The sequence below is a fragment of the Aliihoeflea sp. 2WW genome (assembly GCF_000497755.1).
Taxonomy (GTDB): Bacteria; Pseudomonadota; Alphaproteobacteria; order Rhizobiales; family Rhizobiaceae; genus Aliihoeflea.
Window position 1 is genome coordinate 95,103 of sequence record NZ_AYOD01000002.1, and the last position, 20,841, is coordinate 115,943.

General features: G+C 64.6%; 22 protein-coding genes. 10 read left to right on the forward strand and 12 right to left on the reverse strand.

Annotated elements, in window-relative coordinates; genetic code table 11:
* Window positions 1-31 precede the first annotated feature (31 nt).
* The 4 genes from ALII_RS0102695 to ALII_RS0102710 are packed head-to-tail and all read left to right on the forward strand — an operon-like array spanning window position 32 to window position 3,218.
* A complete protein-coding gene (locus ALII_RS0102695; protein ID WP_024585796.1) occupies window positions 32-1,246 on the forward strand; it encodes a multidrug effflux MFS transporter in 1,215 nt (404 codons plus the stop codon).
* Window positions 1,243-1,827 (forward strand): molybdenum cofactor guanylyltransferase MobA, encoded by a 585-nt coding sequence (gene mobA / locus ALII_RS0102700; RefSeq protein ID WP_024585797.1) that lies wholly within the window; start codon window positions 1,243-1,245, stop codon window positions 1,825-1,827. Before ALII_RS0102695 ends, mobA begins: the two co-directional genes overlap by 4 nt.
* Entirely contained in the window at window positions 1,824-2,327 is a 504-nt protein-coding gene (gene mobB, locus ALII_RS0102705) for a molybdopterin-guanine dinucleotide biosynthesis protein B (RefSeq protein ID WP_024585798.1), read from the forward strand. The genes mobA and mobB overlap by 4 nt, the downstream gene beginning before the upstream one ends.
* Window positions 2,328-2,351: 24 nt before the next feature.
* On the forward strand, window positions 2,352-3,218 hold the full coding sequence (locus ALII_RS0102710) for an NAD(P)-dependent oxidoreductase (protein WP_024585799.1): 867 nt from the start codon (window positions 2,352-2,354) through the stop codon (window positions 3,216-3,218).
* On the opposite strand, the gene ALII_RS0102715 is transcribed toward ALII_RS0102710, so the two are convergent.
* From ALII_RS0102715 to ALII_RS0102730, 4 genes are all read right to left on the reverse strand, one after another.
* Complete coding sequence (locus tag ALII_RS0102715; RefSeq protein ID WP_024585800.1) at window positions 3,219-3,716, reverse strand: Lrp/AsnC family transcriptional regulator; 498 nt, start codon at window positions 3,714-3,716, stop codon at window positions 3,219-3,221.
* Window positions 3,717-3,815: 99 nt separating this feature from the next.
* A complete protein-coding gene (locus tag ALII_RS0102720; protein WP_152529508.1) occupies window positions 3,816-4,442 on the reverse strand; it encodes a uracil-DNA glycosylase family protein in 627 nt (208 codons plus the stop codon).
* Window positions 4,442-5,053, reverse strand: coding sequence for a glutathione S-transferase (locus ALII_RS0102725; protein ID WP_024585802.1), 612 nt, complete (start codon window positions 5,051-5,053; stop codon window positions 4,442-4,444). The genes ALII_RS0102720 and ALII_RS0102725 overlap by 1 nt, the downstream gene beginning before the upstream one ends.
* Before the next feature lie 65 nt (window positions 5,054-5,118).
* Complete coding sequence (locus ALII_RS0102730; protein WP_024585803.1) at window positions 5,119-5,676, reverse strand: thermonuclease family protein; 558 nt, start codon at window positions 5,674-5,676, stop codon at window positions 5,119-5,121.
* A 128-nt stretch (window positions 5,677-5,804) separates the two neighbouring features.
* Between ALII_RS0102730 and ALII_RS0102735 the strand changes: the two genes are divergently transcribed.
* Window positions 5,805-7,328 (forward strand): HAMP domain-containing sensor histidine kinase, encoded by a 1,524-nt coding sequence (locus ALII_RS0102735; RefSeq protein ID WP_024585804.1) that lies wholly within the window; start codon window positions 5,805-5,807, stop codon window positions 7,326-7,328.
* Window position 7,329: 1 nt separating this feature from the next.
* Here the strand turns inward: ALII_RS0102735 and ALII_RS0102740 are convergent, their stop codons facing one another.
* Entirely contained in the window at window positions 7,330-8,319 is a 990-nt protein-coding gene (locus ALII_RS0102740) for a nicotinate-nucleotide--dimethylbenzimidazole phosphoribosyltransferase (protein ID WP_024585805.1), read from the reverse strand.
* A 127-nt stretch (window positions 8,320-8,446) separates the two neighbouring features.
* Between ALII_RS0102740 and ALII_RS0102745 the strand changes: the two genes are divergently transcribed.
* On the forward strand, window positions 8,447-8,683 hold the full coding sequence (locus tag ALII_RS0102745) for a DUF1289 domain-containing protein (protein WP_024585806.1): 237 nt from the start codon (window positions 8,447-8,449) through the stop codon (window positions 8,681-8,683).
* Between the two features lie 3 nt (window positions 8,684-8,686).
* Window positions 8,687-9,391 carry a TIGR02281 family clan AA aspartic protease gene (locus ALII_RS0102750; RefSeq protein ID WP_024585807.1) on the forward strand — a complete coding sequence of 235 codons (705 nt, stop codon included), beginning with the start codon at window positions 8,687-8,689 and terminating at the stop codon, window positions 9,389-9,391.
* A gap of 3 nt (window positions 9,392-9,394) precedes the next feature.
* On the opposite strand, the gene ALII_RS0102755 is transcribed toward ALII_RS0102750, so the two are convergent.
* Together ALII_RS0102755 and dusA are read right to left on the reverse strand one after the other, a co-directional pair.
* Window positions 9,395-10,228: a sulfite exporter TauE/SafE family protein gene (locus ALII_RS0102755; protein ID WP_029660140.1), complete on the reverse strand. Its 834-nt coding sequence runs from the start codon at window positions 10,226-10,228 to the stop codon at window positions 9,395-9,397.
* A 63-nt stretch (window positions 10,229-10,291) separates the two neighbouring features.
* Complete coding sequence (dusA, locus tag ALII_RS0102760; RefSeq protein ID WP_029660141.1) at window positions 10,292-11,293, reverse strand: tRNA dihydrouridine(20/20a) synthase DusA; 1,002 nt, start codon at window positions 11,291-11,293, stop codon at window positions 10,292-10,294.
* A 198-nt stretch (window positions 11,294-11,491) separates the two neighbouring features.
* On the opposite strand from dusA, the gene ALII_RS0102765 reads away from it, so the two are divergent.
* Complete coding sequence (locus ALII_RS0102765; protein WP_024585810.1) at window positions 11,492-12,661, forward strand: glycosyltransferase; 1,170 nt, start codon at window positions 11,492-11,494, stop codon at window positions 12,659-12,661.
* Window positions 12,662-12,682: 21 nt separating this feature from the next.
* On the opposite strand, the gene ALII_RS0102770 is transcribed toward ALII_RS0102765, so the two are convergent.
* Window positions 12,683-14,023: a hypothetical protein gene (locus tag ALII_RS0102770; RefSeq protein WP_024585811.1), complete on the reverse strand. Its 1,341-nt coding sequence runs from the start codon at window positions 14,021-14,023 to the stop codon at window positions 12,683-12,685.
* Window positions 14,024-14,388: 365 nt separating this feature from the next.
* Between ALII_RS0102770 and ALII_RS0102775 the strand changes: the two genes are divergently transcribed.
* Together ALII_RS0102775 and ALII_RS0102780 are read left to right on the forward strand one after the other, a co-directional pair.
* Window positions 14,389-14,868 carry a MarR family transcriptional regulator gene (locus tag ALII_RS0102775; RefSeq protein ID WP_024585812.1) on the forward strand — a complete coding sequence of 160 codons (480 nt, stop codon included), beginning with the start codon at window positions 14,389-14,391 and terminating at the stop codon, window positions 14,866-14,868.
* An 84-nt stretch (window positions 14,869-14,952) separates the two neighbouring features.
* Window positions 14,953-16,674 (forward strand): thiamine pyrophosphate-requiring protein, encoded by a 1,722-nt coding sequence (locus ALII_RS0102780; RefSeq protein WP_024585813.1) that lies wholly within the window; start codon window positions 14,953-14,955, stop codon window positions 16,672-16,674.
* Here ALII_RS0102780 and ALII_RS0102785 read toward each other — a convergent pair.
* The 4 genes from ALII_RS0102785 to ALII_RS0102800 form a co-directional block, all read right to left on the reverse strand.
* On the reverse strand, window positions 16,671-17,795 hold the full coding sequence (locus ALII_RS0102785; RefSeq protein WP_024585814.1) for an alpha-hydroxy-acid oxidizing protein: 1,125 nt from the start codon (window positions 17,793-17,795) through the stop codon (window positions 16,671-16,673). The two genes, ALII_RS0102780 and ALII_RS0102785, sit on opposite strands and share 4 nt — an antisense overlap.
* Before the next feature lie 4 nt (window positions 17,796-17,799).
* Window positions 17,800-19,101, reverse strand: a complete 1,302-nt coding sequence (locus ALII_RS0102790) for a TRAP transporter large permease (protein WP_024585815.1) — start codon at window positions 19,099-19,101, stop codon at window positions 17,800-17,802.
* Window positions 19,101-19,604 carry a TRAP transporter small permease gene (locus ALII_RS20935; protein WP_024585816.1) on the reverse strand — a complete coding sequence of 168 codons (504 nt, stop codon included), beginning with the start codon at window positions 19,602-19,604 and terminating at the stop codon, window positions 19,101-19,103. Before ALII_RS20935 ends, ALII_RS0102790 begins: the two co-directional genes overlap by 1 nt.
* Before the next feature lie 72 nt (window positions 19,605-19,676).
* The gene (locus tag ALII_RS0102800) at window positions 19,677-20,708 is read right to left on the reverse strand and encodes a TRAP transporter substrate-binding protein (RefSeq protein WP_024585817.1); all 1,032 of its coding nucleotides are present in this window, start codon (window positions 20,706-20,708) and stop codon (window positions 19,677-19,679) included.
* Window positions 20,709-20,841: the final 133 nt, after the last annotated feature.

The following is a 20,841-nucleotide window of genomic DNA, read 5'->3' on the forward strand; positions in this document are numbered from 1 at the left end:
ACGCCATGATTAACGTGTTCATTTCGGCCCGATGACGATGCCCCTCGCCCACCGCGCGGCGACCCCACCGCACATCTTCACGCTGGTGATGGCAACGGCGTCGAGCGCGCTTGCGATGAACGTCTTCCTGCCATCCCTGCCCGCGATGGCGCGGCATTTCGATGCCGATTACTCGGTCGTACAGTTGGCTGTGGCGCTTTATCTCGTCGCGACCGCTGTGCTTCAGCTCCTGATCGGTCCGGCGTCGGACCGGTTCGGGCGCCGCCCGGTCCTGCTTTCCTGTTTTGCAGTGTTCCTGTTCGGAACCCTTGCCGCGGTCTTCGCACCAACGATCGAGATCCTGCTTGCCTGTCGCATCCTGCAGGCCTTCTCGGCTGCCGGCATGGTTCTGTCGCGCGCGATCATCCGCGATACGGTCGGTCCGGACCAGGCCGCGAGCAAGATCGGCTACGTCACCATGGGCATGACGCTCGTCCCGATGATAGGACCGATCATCGGCGGCTTCCTCGACGAGATTTACGGCTGGCAGTCGACATTTCTGCTCACCCTTGCGTTCGGCATGGCGGCGTTCGCCATCATCTGGGTCGATCTCGGCGAGACGAATCTGCGCCCGTCCGCATCGCTCTTCGCGCAGGTGCGTTCCTATCCCGAGTTGATCAAGTCGGAACGCTTCTGGGGTTACACGCTCACGGCCGCCTTCACGTCGGGCACGTTCTTCGCGTTCCTCGGCGGCGGCCCATATGTCGCGAGCGAGATCTTTGGCCTGTCGCCCTCGCAATACGGCTTCTATTTCGGCTTCGTGTCGGTCGGCTACATGGTCGGCAATTTCCTGTCCGGACGACTGTCGAGCCGCCTCGGCATCAACCGGATGCTCCTGACCGGCAACATCGTCGCGGCGACGGGCATGTCCGTGCCGCTGCTCCTCTATTTCGCCGGATACGTCTCGCCGGCGTCGCTCTTCGTGCCGGTGATGTTCGTCGGGCTCGGCAACGGCATGACGCTGCCCAACGCCATGGCCGGGATCGTCAGCGTCCGCCCGCATATCGCCGGTTCGGCTTCGGGCCTCGGCGGAGCCATGCAGATCGGCGGCGGCGCGGGTCTTTCCATGCTTGCGGGCGCGCTGCTCGGCCCTGAAACCGGCCCGGCGCCGCTGCTTTGGGTCATGCTCGCATCCTCCTGCCTCGGCATCGTCGCAGCTCTCTACGTGCTCAACGTCGCCGCACGAAAAGGCGAGCTGGCGCGATGAGCAGGGCTGGCATCGTTCTGGCCGGCGGACGGTCCACGCGCATGGGCGGCAGCGACAAGGCGATGACCTTTCTCGGCGGGCGCACGCTCCTTTCCCGGGCGGTCCAGCGCCTTGCACCGCAGGTCGATGCGCTTGCGGTCAGTTCCAACACGCTTGCGCCGGGCACGATCGACGCACCGGTTCTGGCCGATGCGGTCCAGACTTTCGAGGGCCCGCTTGCCGGCGTCCATGCCGGGCTCGAATGGGCGAGATCGCAGGGTCACACCGCCCTCGTCAGCGTTGCCGTCGACAGCCCGTTCCTTCCCGGCGATCTTGTCGAATCCCTTTCGCACGGTGACCGGAGCCGCATAATCGTCGCCCGCTCGGCCGGCCGAAACCATCCCGTCTTCGCGCTCTGGCCGATCGCCGCCCTCGATCCGCTTGCCGCATTTCTTGAACGAGCGGAAACCCGCAAGGTCATGGCATTTCTCGCGGAATTCGGTTTCGATTCGATCGAATTCGACGCCGAGCCCTTCGATCCGTTCTTCAACATCAACACGCCCGAAGACCTTGCAGAAGCGGAGCGCCTGATCAAACCATGAGCCATCGCGTCATCGGCATTACCGGCTGGAAGAATTCGGGCAAGACGACGCTGACCGAGCGGCTCGTGGCCGAGTTCGTCACCCGCGGGCTCAAGGTTTCGACCATCAAGCACGCCCATCATGCCTTCGACATCGACCAGCCCGGCACCGACTCCTTTCGCCACCGCGAAGCCGGCGCCGGCGAGGTCGCGATCGTTTCGGGCAATCGCTGGGCACTGATGCACGAACTGCGCGGCGAGAGCGAACCGTCGCTGGACGACGTCCTTGCGCGTCTGTTGCCCTGCGACCTCGTCATCGTCGAAGGCTACAAGCGCGAGGGGCACCTCAAGATCGAGACGCGCCGGCGCGACGCGAAGGACACGCGACCGCTATCGGCCGACGATCCCAACATCGTCGCGGTCGCCAGCGACCACGCATTGCCGGACGAAAACTTGCCCGTCTTCCCGATCGATGACATAGCGGCAATGGCAGATTTCATTACGTCCCGGCTGGGGCTTTGATCGACGACACAGGAGGAGAGCACGATGGCGAAGGTCGCATTTCTGGGTTTGGGCGTGATGGGATATCCCATGGCGGGATATCTGAAGACCAAGGGTGGCCACGACGTCACCGTCTACAACCGCACCGCCGCCAAGGCCGAGAAATGGGCTGCCGAGTTCTCCGGGAAGTCGGCCGCAACGCCGGCCGAGGCTGCGAGGGGCGCCGAGTTCGTGTTCTCCTGCGTCGGCAATGACGACGATCTGCGTTCGGTCGCGCTGGGCGCCGACGGTGCTTTCTCGTCAATGGCTTCCGGGTCGATCTTCATCGATAACACGACCGCGTCGGCCGAGGTCGCGCGCGAACTGGCGGCGCTGGCGAGCGATAAGGGCATCGGCTTCATCGACGCGCCCGTCTCGGGCGGCCAGGCGGGGGCCGAAAACGGCGTCCTCACCGTCATGTGTGGCGGCGACCAGGCGACTTACGACAAGGCCAAGCCCGTCATCGACGCCTATGCGCGGATGGTCGGGCTGATGGGACCTGTCGGCTCTGGGCAGCTCACCAAGATGATCAACCAGATCTGCATCGCCGGGCTCGTCCAGGGCCTGTCGGAAGGCATCGCCTTCGGCCAGCGCGCCGGGCTCGACATCGAGAAGGTCGTCGACGTCATCTCCAAGGGCGCGGCCGGATCGTGGCAGATGGAGAACCGCTGGAAGACGATGCGCGACGGCAAGTTCGACTTCGGCTTCGCGGTCGACTGGATGCGCAAGGATCTCGGCATCTGCCTCGAGGAAGCCGACCGCAATGGCGCTCAGCTTCCAGTCACCGCGCTCATCGATCAGTTCTACAAGGACGTGCAGGGCAAGGGCGGCAAGCGCTGGGATACGTCCTCGCTGATCTCGCGCCTTTCCTGATCAAGCGGCGTTGCTGGACGAGCCGCTCTCCTTGTCGAGCACCATGTAGTCGAGCGGCATTTCCGTCGTGTACTTGATCTGCTCCATGGCGAAGGAAGAGGACACGTCGCGAATCTCGATCTTGGCGATCAGGCGCTTGTAGAAGGCGTCATAGGCGGCGATGTCGGGCACGACGACGCGCAGGAGATAGTCGATGTCGCCGCTCATCCGGTAGAACTCGATGACCTCGGGAAACTCCTGGATGACCTCCGAGAACCGGCGCAGCCATTCGTGGCTGTGCGAGTTCGTGCGGATCGACACAAACACCGTCACCCGCGCATTGATCTTCACCGGATCGAGCAGCGCCACCCGCTTGCGGATGACGCCCTCTTCCTCGAGCTTCTGGATGCGCCGCCAGCACGGCGTCGTCGACAGCCCCACCTTCTTGGCGACGTCGGCCACGGCAAGCGTGGAATCTTCCTGCAGCAGACGCAGGATCTTGCGGTCGAGACGGTCCATATGAGGCTCCGATGAGAAATCTCATGCTAAAATGCAGAAGTTCTGCGCGATAGCCAAGCATGAACACCGGCCATTCGACCGCGACGAAGCAAAATTGTCCTATTCCCTCGTCGGTATTGACAATCGGATTTCGCTCCGCAGTACCGGAAGCAATTCGCTTTCGAAAAACGGGTGGCGTTTCAGCCAGCCCGTATTGCGCCATGAGGGATGCGGCAGCGGGATGATGCGCGGACTGGTGTTGCGCAGGAAGATCGCGCGCCAGTCTTCGACGTTCCGCGTCAGCGAACGGCCGAACTCCGGGCCGAGATGCCAGCGTTGCGCGTAGAGACCGATCGCCAGAACGAACTCGATCTGCGGCATGGTGGCCATCAGCGGCGCACGCCAGGCTGGCGCGCATTCGCAGCGCGGCGGCAGGTCGCCGCCCTTGGCGTCCTGCCCCGGAAAGCAAAAACCCATCGGCGCGATGGCAAAGAGCGCCGGATCGTAGAACTCCTCGCGCGAGACGCCCATCCAGTCGCGCAGACGGTCCCCAGAGCGATCATTGAACGGCAGCCCCGTCGCGTGGACCCGCGTGCCGGGCGCCTGCCCCGCGATCAGTACGCGCGCGGTCGATGACGCGACGACGACCGGGCGCGGCTCGTGCGGCAGCGGAGCCTTCAGCGGCGCATCCCGGCAGATGCGGCAAAGCCGGATGCGCCGGGCGAGTTCTTCCGCTTCGCCCAGGATCAGGCCTTGGCGCTCGGCCGCGCGGAGACCTCGGCGAACCAGCGCTTCACGTTTTCGAGGTCGGCCGGGACTTCGAGTCGCGCCGGTTTCATGAACTCGACACCGACGAGGCCGGTGATGTCGGCGATCGTGTAGTCGTCGCCCGCGATAAAGCGGCTGTCGACCAGATGGCGGTCCAGCATCTGCAGATACTCAATCGCCTTCGGCTTGTTCGCCTCACCCCATTCGGGGATCTGCGGCACTTCCCATTCCTTCATCGCCGGGTGGATATGGCGAAAGGCCTGGGCGACGGCCGACAGGAAGTGCAGTTCCATGCGCCGCTGCCACATCTCGACCTGCGCACGGCCCAGCGCGCCGGTGCCGAACAGCGGAGGTTCGGGATGAAGCTCCTCGAAATAGCGGCAGATCGCGACCGATTCGGCGAGGATCGTGCCGTCGTCGAGTTCGAGCACCGGCAGGCGCTGCAAGGGGTTGCGCTGCGTCACCGCGTCCGACTTGTGGCCCATTGCCGCCATGTCGACCGGCTCGAGCGGCACCTCGATGCCCTTTTCCGCCAGGAAAATTCGGACCCGGCGCGGGTTCGGCGCGCGGCCACCATCGTAAAGCTTCATGCTGTTCTCTCCCTCGTTCATTCCCTGTCTAGAACGGAAATCATCCGCCGTACCAGCGCATTCGATCACCGATCGAGCCACAGCCGCAGCCGGTCGAGGACCGGATCGAGCATCCCGCCATCCTCGCTCACCATGCCGCGCGTGGCGCGCCACTCGTTCGGCCGCTCGAACTTGCCCGCCCAGATCCCTCGCCCGGCCGTGCGCGCACGCAGTTCCGCGAGATCGTAGTCGCCCGACGCGACCGCCCAGCCCGTCTCGACCATCCGTGCGGCAAGGTTCACGTCGCCGGCGTGGCAGGTCGCGAGAAACCGGTCATAGCGGTCCTTGCGCCGTGTCGCGCAAGTGACCTCGCGCCCACCGATCAACTGCCGCAACCTCTCCCGCGCCTCGCGACCGCACTCATAGATCGCAAATCCGTTGTCGCAGGTCTGGTCGAGTTCCGGCGCATCCATCCCGACGAGCCGGATTCGCCCGTCACCCGTATCGAGCGTGTCGCCGTCGATCACACGGACCGTCGAGACGATCTCATGTGCTGCTCGTTGCTCGAAGTGCCAGGCGAGCGCGCCGAGAATCAGGAACATCCCGGCCGTCAGCGCCAGATCGCGCAGGCCGAGCGGCCGCATCGCGCGAGCGCCGCGCCGCCGGTGCTGCCTTGGTTTGCGAAAGGGGAGAACTGGCACGCGAAGGGTCTCTTAATTTTCTTTGGCTACACTTCGCGACGATCATTGGCGCGCATTGACTGATATCTCGTATGGCGTTTTCAGGCACGCAACTTGCCGACAAGAATATCGTGGACCGCAGGAAGGCGCATCGCAACACCGATGTCGCCAAGGCGGTCCGGCGCACGCGCGAACGCCTGTCGCAGCGCGAGGGCAATCCGGTCTTCGAGCGCGAACTCCTGAAGCTTCACGCCCGCGCGATGATCAACACGGCCGCGGCGATCCCGCTGATGGTGCTCGTCGTCATGGCGGGCGGCGCCTTCGCTGGCACCGGGCCGCAGATCGTCATCTGGGCGATCATCACCGTCGCCTGCTATCTCGGCCTCGCGCTGATCGCGCGCCGTGTCGACCGGGCCGACATCAACGAACTCGACGCCGTCGGCGTCAAGCGCTCCTTCCTGCTCGGCCATTTCGTCTCCGGGCTCGGCTGGGCGTATCTGGCGGCAATCGAATGCGTCGCATGCCAGCTCGACCAGTTCACGGTCCTCAAGACCGTCATCCTGCTGCTCGCCATTGCCTCGACCGCGCTGATCTCTCACACGCTGCGCGGCGCGCTGTTCATGACCTTCGCGCTGCCGGTCGCCGTCTTTGCCTACCTGACCGTCAACATGGCGATGCCGGTCGAGGCGATCATGGTGGCGCTGCTCGCCGTCTCGCTCGGCTTCTTCACCTTCGTCGCCCGCCACATGAACCGTTCGGCCGTCATGCTCCTTTCCTACCAGGCGGAGAAGGACGGGCTGATCGGCGAACTGGAAACGGCGAAGTCCATGTCGGACGAAGCGCGCCGCCGCGCCGAGGAGGCGAACCTTGCCAAGTCGCGCTTCCTCGCCACGATGAGCCACGAATTGCGCACGCCGCTGAACGCGATCCTCGGCTTCTCGGAAGTCATGGGCAACGAGGTTCTCGGGCCGATGCACAATGAGACCTATCGCGACTATTCGCGCGATATCAACGCGTCCGGCCAGCACCTTCTCAACCTCATCAACGAAATCCTCGACCTGTCGCGCATCGAGGCGGGCCGCTACCAGCTCAACGAAGAGCCCTTGTCGCTGACCGGCGTCGTCGAGGAATGCTGCCATCTGATGGAGCTGAAGGCGCACAAGAAGTCGATCCGCCTCGTCCAGCAGTTCGAACCGACCCTGCCGCGCCTGCTCGCCGACGAACGCTCATTGCGCCAGATCACACTCAATCTCATCTCGAACGCGGTGAAATTCGCCCCCAACGGGTCCGAAGTGCGCGTGCGCGTCGGCTGGACGGCCGGCGGCGGGCAGTATGTCTCGGTCAAGGACAACGGCCCCGGCATTCCGGCCGAGGAAATTCCCATCGTGCTGTCGGCCTTCGGCCAGGGCTCGATTGCCATCAAGAGTGCGGAACAGGGGACCGGCCTCGGCCTTCCCATCGTCCAGGGTCTGCTCGAGCTCCATGGCGGCGAGTTCCAGCTTCGCTCCAAGCTGCGCGAGGGCACCGAAGCCATCGCCATCCTACCGCCGGCGCGTGTCATGGAAGCGCTGCCCGCGCTTCCCACCCGCCAGAAGGCTGCAGCCGGCCGGCGCTAGGTCAGTTCTGGCGGATCGTCATCGAGCCGAAGGTCTGGGCGGCAGTCTTCAGCACCAGCGCGCCCATCGCTGCACCGATACCCTCGCCTTCGCCCATTTCCAGATCGAGGATCGGCTTCAGGCCGAGTGCCTGCGCCGCATGGCGCTGCCCGCGATTGGTCGTGGCGTGGCCGAGCAGGCAGTGATCGATCGCATCGGGCCGGACGCCATGGAGCACCGCCGCCGCCGCAAGTGACACGATCCCGTCGAGCACGACGGGAACGCGCTCCATGCGCGCGGCGAGGATCGCGCCGGCGATCGCCGCGATCTCGCGTCCGCCGAGCCGGCGCAGCGCCTCAAGCGGGTCCTTCACATGGCCGCCATGCAGTTCGACGGCCTTGTCGATCAGGCGGATGCGGCGTTCAGTCAGGTCAGGCTCGCCCACCGGCTCGATCCAGTCGAGCGCGGCGCGGCCGTGCAGCGCCATCAGGAGCGCCGCCGCGACCGTCTCGCCGCCGACGCCAAGGCTGCCGATGCAGATCAGATCCGCGCCGCCGGCGATCGCCTCCATGCCGAAGGCCATGGTCACGGCGCAGCCGCGCTCGTCGAAGGCGGGGCCTTCCGAGATATCGTCGACGGGCAGATGCAGCGCGAGGTCGAAGACCTTGAGGCCGAAATCGTTCGCCGCGCAGATCTGGTTGATCGCCGCGCCGCCTGCCGCGCAGAACTCGACCATCGCCTGCGTTTCGTTCGCCTGGCGCGTGTTGACACCGTGCTTCGCGATGCCGTGCGTGCCGGCGAAGAGCGTCACCATCGGCCGCGAAATCTGCGGCTGGCTGCGTCGCTGCCAACTGGCCAGCCAGACGGCGAGCTCGCCCATGCGGCCAAGCGGCACGCCCTGCCCTTCGAGAAGACGCAACCGCGCTTCCGCGTCGCGCCGCGCCCCCTTGTCCGCCTCGGGCAGGCGGCGCAGGAGGTCGCGATAGTCGTCGAATGGCAGGCCGCTGGTCATCGAATGCTCCACAAACTTTGGCTAAGCGCATACTCAAGTCGCGTCCCGATCACAATGGCGGATGGCGCCATCGTCTTGCACGGCCAAGCCATTTGGCCCATCTGTCATCCATGGCAAGGAACATTTCATGACGCCGATCGAATCGCCCTGCATTCTCGTCTGCTCCATCGACATGGCCACCGGCTATTGCTTCGGCTGCGGGCGCACGCGCGAAGAGATTGGTGCGTGGACGACGATGACGCCGCAGGCGCGGCGCGAGACGATGGCGGAACTTCCCGCGCGCATGGAAACGATGGAGCGCCGTCCGCGCCGCGAAACCCAACGCGCGCGCATGGCGCGCGAGCGCGATCTGGCGCAGGATTGATCGATGGGACGCCTCTTCTGGACCGTCATCGCAATCATGGGCATCGGGCTCGTCGCGCTGATCGCGACGGGCGACAGTGGCACGCTTTTCGGGCTAGACGGAGACAGCTTCGCGCGGACGCTCTATCTCGGACTTCTGGGCGCTGTCGTCGCCGTCGGACTGCTGGGCTCGGGCCAGCGCTTCGGCCCGATGGCGCGCACGCTGGCAATCTGGCTCGTCATCATCATGAGTTTGATGGTTGGCTATCAATATCGCTACGAGTTGCAGGACGTCGCAAGCCGCCTGACGGCCGGGCTCATACCCGGCAGCCCGCTTTCGATGGTCGGCGAGGATGGCCGCGCCGCGGTCATGATCGACCGGATGGCCAACGGCCATTTCGAAATCAGGGCGTCGATCAACGGTACGAGCGTCAACACGATCGTCGATACAGGCGCCACGACGACCGTTCTCAGCGCTGCGGACGCCCGCCGGATCGGCCTCGATCCGGAAACGCTCAGCTATACGGTGCCCGTCATGACGGCAAACGGCCAGGCACAGGCGGCGCGGATCACGCTCGATGAAATCCGCATCGGCGAAATTTCGCGCACGCGCCTGCCCGCGCTCGTGGCGGCGGAGGGTCAGCTCGACCGCACGCTTCTCGGCATGAACTTCATCGGCTCGCTGTCGGGTTTCGACATGCGCGGCGAGCGGCTGATCCTGCGCGACTGAGGATCAGGCGTAGAGGCTCCAGAAGAACCGCGCCGAGATGAAGATGCAGAACAGGCCGAAGGCGACTTCGAGCTGGCGCTTCTTCAGGGCATGGGCAATCCGAACGCCATAGGGCGTGACGATGAGCGCGATCGGGATGATCAGCGCGACGGCAATCCAGTTGATGAAGCCGGACGAGGCGATCGGCAGTTCGGGATGGCCCCAGCCGGCCCAGATGTAGCCGATCGTGCCGGGGATCGCGATCAGGACGCCGACGCCGGACGACGTCGCCACCGCCTGGTGCATCGGCCGGCCGTAGATCGTCATGAAGGTGTTGTTCATCACGCCGCCGCCAATGCCCATCAGCGTCGAGAAATAACCGATGATCACGCCCGCAACCGTGCGCCCGCCCGTCCCCGGCAGGTCGCCATTGATCTTCCAGGATTCGCGGTTGAACAAAAGCCGTACCGCGACCAGCAGCATCAGCACCGCGAAGACGATGCGCAGCCCTTCGCTCGAGATGTAGGCGGCGGTGATCGATGCGAGCACGACGCCGATCGGAACAGGAATGAGGAAGCTCTTCAGCAGGTCCATATCCACCGCGCCGCGCGCCTTGTGACCGGTGAAGGAGCGGATCGAGGTCGGGATGATGATCGCCAGCGACGAGCCGACCGCCAGGTGCATGCGCACGACTTCGTCGACGCCGAGCATGCCGAACACCTGGTAGAACACCGGCACCAGCACGGCCCCGCCGCCGATGCCAAAGATGCCGGCCATCAGGCCCGCGACCACGCCAGAGGCCGCGATTGCCGCGGCGAAGACCGCAAGCTCGCTCCACGGCAGATCAAGTCCGGACATGCGCATTCCCCCGCAATTCGTTGCGCTCGTGCGCTAACGTGACGGGAGGGGAAAGTAAACCGCTCAGGCCGCGTCGCGGCTCTGGTCCAGGTTTATTTCGGCAAAGGCGGCGTGAAGAACTTCAGGTCCGGCGCCGGCCTTCGTCGCGTCGGTCGACAGAATCTGGCGGAAGCGTCGCGCGCCGGGCAAACCGTGAAAGAGACCGACCATGTGCCGCGTGACATGGGTCAGCCGGCCGCCGTCGGCGATATGGGCCGCGCAATAGTCGGCCATGCGGTCGATGAGTTCGCGCCACTCGATCGGAGCGTCGGCCACCCCGAATACACGCTGGTCGACTTCGGCCAACAGGCCCGGATTGTGATAGGCAGCGCGGCCGAGCATCGCGCCATCCGTATGCTCCAGATGCCGCAGGCTTTCGTCGAGATCGGCGATGCCGCCATTGATGCCGACGAAATTTGCGCCGAGCCGTGCCTTCAGACGGTAGACGCGGTCGTAGTCGAGCGGCGGGATGTCCCGGTTTTCCTTCGGGCTCAATCCCTGCAGCCACGCCTTGCGCGCATGGACCCACAATGCGTCTGCACCTGCCGCCAGCACCTTGTCGGCGATCTCGTCGAGCGCAATCTCCGGGTCCTGCTCATCGACGCCGATGCGACATTTGACCGTAACCGGCACGGCCACCGCCGCCTTCATCGCCGCGACACATTCGGCCACGAGGTCCGGCGTGCGCATCAAGCACGCGCCGAACGTACCGCTCTGCACACGGTCGGACGGACAGCCGACATTGAGGTTGATCTCGTCATAGCCCCATTCGGCCGCGATCGTTGCCGCGTTGGAAAGCTTCTCCGGATCGCTGCCGCCCAGTTGCAGCGCGACGGGATGCTCTTCAGGCGCAAAGCCCAGCAGGCGCTCGCGGTTGCCGTGGATCACCGCATCGGCCACCACCATCTCGGTATAGAGAAGCGCATGACGCGTCATCTGCCGGTGGAAATACCGGCAGTGGCGATCGGTCCAGTCCATCATGGGTGCGATGGCGAAGACGGGCTGCTGGTAGAGCGGTGTTGTCAAGCGTGCGCATATCCTTTGAAGGGAGGCTGTCTAGCGGATCGAAGTTCCCATGGGAAGTTCGGCGCTTGCGCATCTTTGCGCATGCTCGAGCAATTTGCCGGCGGATTGGTCAATCGAATGTGCTATTGCCGATATATTTCGCCAGGTCGGCGCGAGTGTAAAATCTGTAATGACGATGTCACGGACAGATTTTGTTAGATGAAAAGCCTGAGAATTTTGTTCTGCTTGCCGAACCTTGCGGGTGGTGGGGCGGAGCGGATGGTCCTTACAGTCGCGGCGTCGCTCGACCGGCAGCGTTTTCGGACACGCCTGTTCGTCCACGAGCAATGGGGCCAGCACCTCGGCTCGTTGGCGCCGGATCAGGACATTCATTTCGAGCATGACCGGCCGTATCGACGCACCGATCTCGTGCGATCCTTTCTTGCGACCTTTCGGGAGGTTGGCAATGCAGCTGTCGTCGTCGGTGCCATGGAGGGTCGTGCAACGTTTCTCGCATTGCTGGCCGGTCTGCTGCGCCGACGGCCCATCGTCGTCTGGGTCCATACGGACTGGTTGCAGTTCTCGCGATACGTAAGTTGGCGGCAACGGCTCGCGCTCCGCCTCTATCGGTTTGCCGACCGCATCGTCTGCTGCTCCGTCGGTGCGCAAGAGGCGTTCGCGACAATGGTTCCCAAGGCCCGGTCCAGTCTGGTTACGATCCATAACGGCATCGATGTGGAGCGCGTGCGGCGTTTGTCCGTCGAACAGATCGCACCGGAGCACGAGGCGATCTTCGAGAAGCAGACGATCGTCGCCGTGGGACGGCTCGACGTGCATAAGGCGTACGACATCCTCATTCGTGCTCACGCTCGCCTCCGCCAGCATGTGGATTGCAACCTCGTCATTATTGGTGACGGGCCCGAGGGGGATGCACTGCGCCTCTACGCAAAAGAGCACGCCGTTGCCGATTCCGTCCATTTCCTGGGTTTCCAGAAGAACCCTTTCCGCTACATGCGGCGCGCCAGCGTCTATGCAATGTCGTCGCGCTTCGAGGGGTTTGCGCTCGTCCTCGTCGAGGCCATGACGTGCGGTGCACCGATCGTCTCGGTCGCCTGCCCCTCAGGCCCGTCAGAGGTACTCGACGATGGCAAATACGGGTTGCTTGTCGAGCCCGAGAATCCCGATGCCATCGCGCTCGCACTGAAGCAGGTCCTTACCGACGCAGATATGCGCGAGCGACTGTCCGCACTGTCGCTTGAGCGTTGTGCAGCCTTCGACATTTCCGCACTGACCCGGGAATGGACTGCTCTGTTTGACGGCCTTGCGACGACCAGCAGGAAACCCCGCAGACGACCCACGCACGCTTTGGAAGAACCAGATCTGCGGTAATCCTCGACGGGTGCGGCGCGATCATCGATCTGCGGGTGCGATCGTCAAACCGACCTTGTGGCCGTGCGAGGACCCCTCGAAGCGCGTATTCGCCGACGCGACAAGCGTGCCCCACACCGCCCGGAAATGCCAACCGTCGGTCGACCCGAGGGAATCCTCGATCTCGGGCAGCGGTGGATGGGCGTTGAGCCTCGAACTCGCGCCATCCATGTGGAAAATCGAACCGATCACACATGTTCCCGCCCTGCCCGCAACCCGCAAGGGCTCATCGCCGCGATAGGAACTGGCGGCGATGGTTGCGAAGTCGCCTCCGTCGACGATATAGGCTGTCGCAAGGTTCGCCCAGCGGTCGGTTTGCGAACTGACGGCGAGTTCGAGCGTTCCGGATGCTGTGTCCGGCACCTGCGCGACCCAGACACCGCTATAGCCATGTTCCGTGCTCGTCGCCATTTCGGCCAGCGAGAGGCCGGGGCCAAGCGTGACCGAGGACGGTCGATAGCCCGGCTGAACCGTATCGACGAAGACGACGGCGATGCGGCCGTCACGCGCCGGGCCGACATCGATGCCGCCACCATAACTGCCGCCGCCGCCCTCGCTCGTTGAGTACCGTGTCGGCGCACCGGCGGTGGCGCGGCCTCTCGGCGGTTCGGGCCACGGCGCTATGCCCGCATAGGGATGACGGCTCACCACCTCCCATGCGACCTCCTGCAATGCCAGAGCCACATCGGCGTTCAAGCCTTCGACGGGCGGGCTCAGCCGCCATGGCAAGCCGACCGGCGTCTGCCTGTTCATGGTCGCATAGTGAACCATCGTCGCGAAGTAGAACCCGATGGGCGGCAAGTGAATCCCATCGATGGGAAAGAAAGTCGCCTTGAAATCGGACACGCCCGGCAGGCCCGGCGACAGATTGGTGGCATGCAGTTGCGCGAACGCCTCGCCGACCGGCGACAGGTAGACCCGGCCCGTTCCGATGTCGCTTGCTACCTGCTCGCAGACCGGCCCGTAAGCCTCGACCGCCAGCCGTGTGATCTCACGCTTCCAAAGTTCCCAGTCCGGTTCGCCGGCCCATCCGGGGATTTCCGGCCAGATCTGATACCAGTAGACTGCGAGGTCCGGATTGGCCGCCATGCCCTGGCTTCGCCATTGCTGAAGAAGAGTCCGGGTCGAGCCGCCGGATATCGAACCTTCGATCGGCCCGCCTTCGGCCAGCATCAACTGGTCGATCGCGCCGGCCGCCAACAGGTCGCGAATGCTTTCGCCTTCCGCCGTGGCATGGTCGGCCCAATTGTAGGACAAAGGCGCCCCGTTGATGACCTGATAGGTCGCCCGATCGCCGCTGATCTGTGCATAGAGCGGTGCCATTGCCGGAGAAACCAGGGAATGGCCGACAAAACCGACGTTACGGCGCCCCGATGAAGAGTTTTGACCCGCCAGGGCAAGTCCCGGCAGGCCGGTTCCAAGACCCAGCCAGGCTGCAACCTTCAGGAGCGTGCGACGCGACAGTCGAGCGTTCATGGTTGCCAGCATATCCGACATGACGACCGCACGCTACATTTCGACGCCAGCCGGATCGACTTCCATTTGCGAGCCAATGCAATTTCCCGCGCCGCCTTGCCGCCGCTGGCGTTCCAGATTTCCCCCACCTCTCCTGGTTGTGTTCGCAATCGCGATTTGCGTGCACCAAGACAACGGGTAAGATCGAAACATAGGTCAACGGGAATTCATTCATGAATGAGGCGAAGCCGCTTCGGGTGGAGACGGAAAACATGTCGGGCGGAGACATCGTGCTCGGCAAGCTCGACGACTATATCGGCTTTCACCTGCGCCTTGCCCAGAACGCGTCGTTCCGATCCTTCCAGCGCAAGACGGGACAGACCGATCTCAGGCCGGGCTGGTTCGCGCTGCTCAGCCTCATCAAGGACAATCCCGGCATCACGCCGATGACGCTATCGCGCGCGTCCGGCCGCGACAAGTCGACCCTGACGCCGCTTCTGCGCGACATGATCCGCGACGGCTTCGTCGAAAAGCAGCCGATCGCGCGCGACCGGCGCAGCTATGCGCTCTTCGCCACGCCCGAAGGCTCCGCGCGGCTGGCGGATTTGGCACGCCATGCGGCGGAACACGACCGCCGGCTCGATCAGATCGTCGGCGACCAGAAGGCGGAGCTGCTTAACCTTTTGAGGCGAATCGCGGCCGAGATCGACTGACCGCGCTTGCGCTGCATCCGGAAAGATTGTTTGATACCAAACTAGTTTGAACGCCAACTCGGCGTTCGGCTGCAGGAGGTATCGATGCTGAAAAGTTTCGCCGACAGGCCCGGTGACACCACGAAGATGACCGCGGGCGCCGCGCTCTTCACGCGGCTCAAGGCGCTCGGCGTCGATTATGTCTTCTGCAATTCCGGCACCGACTTCCCGCCCATCATCGAAGGGCTCGCCGAAGCGTCAGCCCGCGACATCCCCCTTCCCCACGCGATCGTCATGCCGCACGAGCACGCTGCGATGGGCATGGCGCATGGCTATTATTTCGCGACCGGCAAGGCGCAGGCCGTGATCCTGCACACCAATGTCGGCCTTGCCAACGGGTCCATCGGCGCGATCAATGCGGCCGTCGACCAGGTGCCCATCCTCATGATGTCCGGCCGGACGCCGGTCACCGAGGAAGGTCGTTTCGGCGCGCGGACGGTTCCCATCGGCTGGGGGCAGGAAATGCGTGACCAGGCTGCGCTCGTGCGCGAAGCCTCCAAATGGGACTATGAGCTGCGCTTCCCCGAACAGGTCGGGCCGCTTCTCGACCGCGCGCACGCCATCTCCAATTCCCTGCCCAAGGGGCCGGTCTATCTGAGCCTGCCGCGCGAGGTTCTTTGCGAGGACGTCGATGCGGCAGGTCTCGACGCTCCGGCGTCGATGCAGCCCACACACCCGGCCGCGGACATGACGCTGATCGGCCAGGCCGCCCGGCTGCTCGCCGAAGCGCGCAATCCCCTGATCATCGCCCAGCGTGGCGCCGGCAGCGAAGCCGGCTTTGCCGCATTGTCCCAACTCGTCACCGATTGGTCGATCCCGGTTTGCCAATGGTGGGCCGTCGCGACTGCCATCGCCACCGATCATCCATGTTATGTCGGTGCCGATCCGATGCCGTGGCTTGGCGAGGCGGATGTGGTGCTGGTGCTCGATGCGCTCGCGCCGTGGTGGCCCGACATGCACCGGCCGGCGTCCGGCGCAAAATTCATTCACATGGGCCCCGATCCTCTCTTCGCGCGCACGCCGGTTCGCAATTTCCGGTCCGACGTGACGATTGCGACGTCGACCGACGAAGGCATTCTCGCGCTCGCAGCCGCGATGCGGCCGATGATGAACCGGCATGTCGGAACCAGGATGAAGCGTCAGGCGCTGCTTTCCGAGCGGGTTCCGCAAATTCGCGCCGGCACCGCAAAGGCTGCCGCGCCGAGCGAGCCGATGTCGAAGGCGTATGTCTCGAAGTGCCTGTCGGACGCGGTTGCGGGCAAGAACGCGACCATCCTGTCCGAACTCGGTTGCCCGCTCGACCCGATCGTCCTCGACCGGCACAATTCCTGGCATCAGGAGCCGCATGCGGGCGGGCTTGGCTGGTCGTTTCCCTGCGCGTTGGGAATGCAGCTCGCCGACAGGACGAAGCTCGTCGTCGCAACGATGGGCGACGGTTCCTACGTGTTCTCGAACCCGGTCGCGTGCCATCAGATTGCCGAAGCGCTCGAGCTGCCGATCCTCGTCGTCATCCTCAACAATTCGGAATGGGGGGCGGTGCGGCATTCGGTGACCGGGCTTTACCCGGATGGCTATGCCGCCAAGGCCAACCGCATGCCCTTGACCTCGCTCGACCCCTCGCCTGACTTCACAAAGGTCGCGGAAGCCAGTCGCGCCTTCGCGGTCAAGGTGACGGCGGCCGCAGATCTGCCGCGCGCGCTGGCGAACGCGATCCGGCATATCGAGGAGAAGCGCGAGCTCGCGCTGGTCGAGGTCGCGATCGGCTAATCCTGGAGGACGTCTTGGCCAAGGTCGGCAGCGTTCGGGCAGCCGATCAGCGCCAGCGTGTTGTCGATCTCGAGGCGCAGCGTCTCGATCACCTGTTCGACACCGGCCTGTCCGGCCGCAGCCAGCCCGTAGAGTGTCGCACGTCCCAGCATGACCGCATCGGCGCCGAGCGCGAGCGCCTTGACGATGTCCGCCCCTCGGCGAAAGCCGCCGTCCACCAGAAGCGCCTTTCCCTCCGGAACGTCGATCCGGTCGATCATGTCGAACCCCGCTACCACGTCCTCGAGCTGGCGCCCGCCATGGTTCGACAGCACCACGGCGTCGACCCCCAGCGAGAAGCATCGCGCGCAGTCGGCCGGATCTGTCAGTCCCTTGACGATCAGCCGATGCGGCCACCGATCGCGCAAGGCCTTCAGATCGTCCCAGTCGAAGCTCGCATCCATCTGGCGCAACATTAGCAATGCCTGACTGTTTGCGTCCGTCGCCCCTGTGCTGCGCAGATTTGCCAGTTGCGGTGCGCCGCCGCGCAACTGCTTCAGCGCCCAGCCGGGGTGGAGCGCGCAGTCGAGCGCGAAACGCGGCGTCATTTGAAACGGTACCCCGAAGCCGTTGCGAAAATCGCGGTCGCGTCGCCCACCGACCGGCACGTCGACCGTCAGGACGAGGGTTCGATATCCCGCATTCAGCGCCCGATCGACGAATTGCCGCGCGGCGTCGCGGTTGAGGACGTAGAGCTGGAACCACAGCTCGCCATCGACCTGGTGGGCGACGTCCTCGATCGACATGCTGGACGCGGTCGACAGCACGAACGGAATGCCGAACTTCGCGGCCGCGCGCGCCAGCGCCAGGTCGCCCCCCGGCATGACCGCGCCATTGAGGCCGGTCGGGCCGATCAGGAAGGGCAGCGGGAGATGGCCGCCGAGCAATGGCACCGTCAGGTCGCGCTGGCTGACATTCGTCAGCGGTTTCAATTTCAACAGGCGCCGCTCGATCGCTTCGCGATTGCGGCGGACGCCCCGCTCGTCCCCCGCCCCGCCGTCGACATAGTCGAAGATCGCGCGCGGCAGGCGTCGCTTTGCCCGCCGGCGCATGTCCTCGACGCTGGCGAAGGAAGGCGCCACGATGCTACCGCATGGTCTGCGGCAGGAAGAGCACGATTGCGGGGAAGAGGATGATCAGCCCCAGCCTGACGATGTCCGTCATCACGAACGGCATGACACCAGCATAGATTTTCTGCAGCGGCACGTCGCGCGCCAGCGAGTTGATGACGAAGACGTTCATCCCGATCGGCGGCGTGATCATGCCCAGTTCCACGGTCATCACGATGACGACGCCGAACCAGATCGGGTCGAAGCCCAGCGCCATCGCCACGGGGAACAGGATCGGGATCATCAGGATGATCATGGCCATCGCATCGAGGATGCAGCCGAGGGCGATCATGAACAGGAGGATCAGCAGAAGCGTCGGATACGCACCAAGTTCGAGGCCGAGCAGGAAGTTCGTTACCTTCTGCGGGGTCTGCGTGATGGTGAGGAAATAGCCGAACAGGATCGCGCCGATCAGGATCATGAAGATGCCGGCCGTCACCTGGATGCTTTCCAGGAGGCAGTCGAACAGACGCTTCAGAGGCAGCCGGCGGCGTGCCATGGAAATGACGATCGCCCCGGCCGCGCCCATGCCTGCGGCTTCCGACGGTGTGAAGACGCCGCCATAGATGCCGCCGATGATGAAGATGAAGAGAAGCACGATCGCCCAGACGCCACGAAGGGCCGCGAGGCGCTCACCCCAGCCGATCCGCTCCTGCACCGGGATTTCGATGCCTCGAAAGCGGATGTAGAGCTGCACGGTGACGAGGTACATCACCATGGCCAGGATGCCCGGTATCAGGCCGGCGATGAAGAGCTGGCCGATATCCTGCTCGGTCATGACGCCGTAGATCGCGAGGACGATGGAGGGCGGGATCAGGATGCCGAGCGTACCGCCCGCAGCGATCGATCCGGTCGCCAGCGTATCGGGATAGCCGTAGCGCTTCATCTCCGGCAGCGCGACCTTGGCCATGGTGGCGGCCGTCGCCACGGACGATCCGCAGATCGCCGAAAAGCCGCCGCAGGCGGTGATCGTCGCCATCGCCAGCCCGCCCTTGCGGTGGCCGAGAAAAGCGTTGGCAGCCCGGTAGAGCTCGCCGCTCATGCCCGAGGCCGAGGCCACCGCCCCCATCAGGATGAACATGGGGATCAGGCCGAGCGAATAGTCGGTGACGGTACGGATCGGTGAAATCGCCAGAAGGTTCAGGGCCGGGTCCCAGGCAGCCAGCAGGCCGAACCCGCCGACACCGACCACGCCCATCGCGACGCCGATCGGGACGCGCAGGATCAGGAGCAGGAACAGGGCGACGAAACCGCCGACCGCTACGAAATCGGTGGTCATCATGAATGTTCAGCCGGATCGCCAAGAGGGGTGACGAAGCCGCGCAGGATGCGCGCGACGAGAACGAGAAGGCAAAGCCCTATGCCGAGCCAGGCGATGCCGTAGAAAGGCCAGATCGGGATCGCGAGTTCGAACGTGGTCTGGCGCGACAAGCGGACCCGGTCGACCTGCCAGAACAGCATCCAGGCCATCGCCGCCATGAAGATGGCGAAGACGATATCGGAAAAGACGTCGAGGATGCGGCGACCCGCCGGCGGCAGGATCTGCCAGAACAGATCCACCTGAATGTGGTCCTTGCGGTATGCGGCGGCGGCGATGCCCCAGAAGATCGCCACGCCCAGCAGCAGGCGGCTGACGTCGAACGAGCCGGGAAACGGCATCTGCAGGACGTAGCGCATGACCACTGCGGCGAATGTGAGCAGGGTGATGACGGCCAGAAAGACGGCCGCCGCCCCATCGACGATCTGAACCAGGCGCCGAAGCGCAGCTTCACCCTTGTTCATCCGAGCAGTCTCCTCCTTCAGATCGCGCCGGCCGACCCCGCATCAGCGGGATCGGCCGCGCCATGGCCTTCCTCAGTAAGCAGCGTCGCGCTCTTCGAGCGCATCGACAAGGCCCTGGAAGACGGCGTCGGCATCATGCCCGGCGCCGGTGACTGCCTGGGTCCAGCTATCCTTGAGGGGAGCTGCGGCCTCGCGCCACAAGGCGACTTCCTCATCCGTGGGAACGTAGGCCTCGTGGCCGTCCATCGCGATCAGCTTTTCGCGGCCGGAATCCTCGTCGCCGGCCCACCCGGACGCCACGCGTTCGGCCCACTCGCTCGTGCAGTGGTCGTCGATCACCTGCCGCTGCGCCTCCGACAATCCTTCGTAGCGCGCCTTGTTGATCGTCCAGGCAAAGGTCGTCGCATAAAGCGGAAGGTCGAGATGGTTGGTCGCCACGCCCTCGATGCCGAAGATCAGGATCGAATTCCACGGGAAGGAAATCACGTCCGCGACGCCGCGCTCCAGCGCGTCGCGCGATTCGGGCGCCGACACCTGGAAGTTCTGTCCGCCGAGCGCCGAGACGAAAGCCGCCATCGTCGCGTGGGCGGGGCGTACGTTCAGGCCGCGCACGTCCTCGGGCACCTTGATCGCCTCGCGCGAATGGAAGGTGCCGGGCGAATGGAAGTGAACGAGGCAGGCCTTCACGTCGGCCATCTCCTGTTCGGAGTATTCGCGGTACCAGGCGTCCAGAGCAGCCGAACCTCCGGTGGCGTTCGCCACGAGAAACGGCAATTCGCCGGCCGCGATGATCGGGAAGCGGCCCGGCTGATAGCCCGGATTGACGAAGGAAATGTCGGCGATGCCGTCGCGTGCCATGTCGTAGTGATCGCCCGCCTGCCCGAGTTGCTGGGCCGGGTAGATCGTGATCTTGATGGACCCGCCGGACGCTTCCTGAATGGATTCGATCCATTCGGTCATGCCCATCACGTGCAGGGGATGCTGCGGCGGCAGCCAATGTGCGAAACGCAGTTCGACGGGCGCGTCCTGCGCCAGTGCGGCGCTGGACATCAGCGCTGCGAGGCTGGCAGCGACGAGCGGTGCGGCAAGCAACTTCTTCGACATTGGGGTTCCTCCTCCCGTTGGCGCGTACCTAGGGCCGGGAGTTCCTCCCATCCGGCCTTGGCGAGACTGGAGCCTATAACGAGGTCGACGCCGCTGGCAACCGCCTTGTTTGCCCCCAAACTATTATGTTTCA

Coding starts and splice junctions, on each gene's coding strand:
- ALII_RS0102745 (WP_024585806.1), top strand. CDS start 8,447: ATGACGCCGATCGAATCGCCCTGCATTCTCGTCTGCTCCATCGACATG.
- ALII_RS0102790 (WP_024585815.1), bottom strand. CDS start 19,101: ATGACCACCGATTTCGTAGCGGTCGGCGGTTTCGTCGCCCTGTTCCTG.
- ALII_RS0102730 (WP_024585803.1), bottom strand. CDS start 5,676: ATGCGGCCGCTCGGCCTGCGCGATCTGGCGCTGACGGCCGGGATGTTC.
- ALII_RS0102765 (WP_024585810.1), top strand. CDS start 11,492: ATGAAAAGCCTGAGAATTTTGTTCTGCTTGCCGAACCTTGCGGGTGGT.
- ALII_RS0102695 (WP_024585796.1), top strand. CDS start 32: ATGACGATGCCCCTCGCCCACCGCGCGGCGACCCCACCGCACATCTTC.
- ALII_RS0102740 (WP_024585805.1), bottom strand. CDS start 8,319: ATGACCAGCGGCCTGCCATTCGACGACTATCGCGACCTCCTGCGCCGC.
- ALII_RS0102770 (WP_024585811.1), bottom strand. CDS start 14,023: ATGGCACCGCTCTATGCACAGATCAGCGGCGATCGGGCGACCTATCAG.
- ALII_RS0102735 (WP_024585804.1), top strand. CDS start 5,805: ATGGCGTTTTCAGGCACGCAACTTGCCGACAAGAATATCGTGGACCGC.
- mobA (WP_024585797.1), top strand. CDS start 1,243: ATGAGCAGGGCTGGCATCGTTCTGGCCGGCGGACGGTCCACGCGCATG.
- ALII_RS0102780 (WP_024585813.1), top strand. CDS start 14,953: ATGCTGAAAAGTTTCGCCGACAGGCCCGGTGACACCACGAAGATGACC.
- ALII_RS20935 (WP_024585816.1), bottom strand. CDS start 19,604: ATGAACAAGGGTGAAGCTGCGCTTCGGCGCCTGGTTCAGATCGTCGAT.
- mobB (WP_024585798.1), top strand. CDS start 1,824: ATGAGCCATCGCGTCATCGGCATTACCGGCTGGAAGAATTCGGGCAAG.
- ALII_RS0102725 (WP_024585802.1), bottom strand. CDS start 5,053: ATGAAGCTTTACGATGGTGGCCGCGCGCCGAACCCGCGCCGGGTCCGA.
- ALII_RS0102715 (WP_024585800.1), bottom strand. CDS start 3,716: ATGGACCGTCTCGACCGCAAGATCCTGCGTCTGCTGCAGGAAGATTCC.
- ALII_RS0102750 (WP_024585807.1), top strand. CDS start 8,687: ATGGGACGCCTCTTCTGGACCGTCATCGCAATCATGGGCATCGGGCTC.
- ALII_RS0102710 (WP_024585799.1), top strand. CDS start 2,352: ATGGCGAAGGTCGCATTTCTGGGTTTGGGCGTGATGGGATATCCCATG.
- ALII_RS0102775 (WP_024585812.1), top strand. CDS start 14,389: ATGAATGAGGCGAAGCCGCTTCGGGTGGAGACGGAAAACATGTCGGGC.
- ALII_RS0102800 (WP_024585817.1), bottom strand. CDS start 20,708: ATGTCGAAGAAGTTGCTTGCCGCACCGCTCGTCGCTGCCAGCCTCGCA.
- ALII_RS0102755 (WP_029660140.1), bottom strand. CDS start 10,228: ATGTCCGGACTTGATCTGCCGTGGAGCGAGCTTGCGGTCTTCGCCGCG.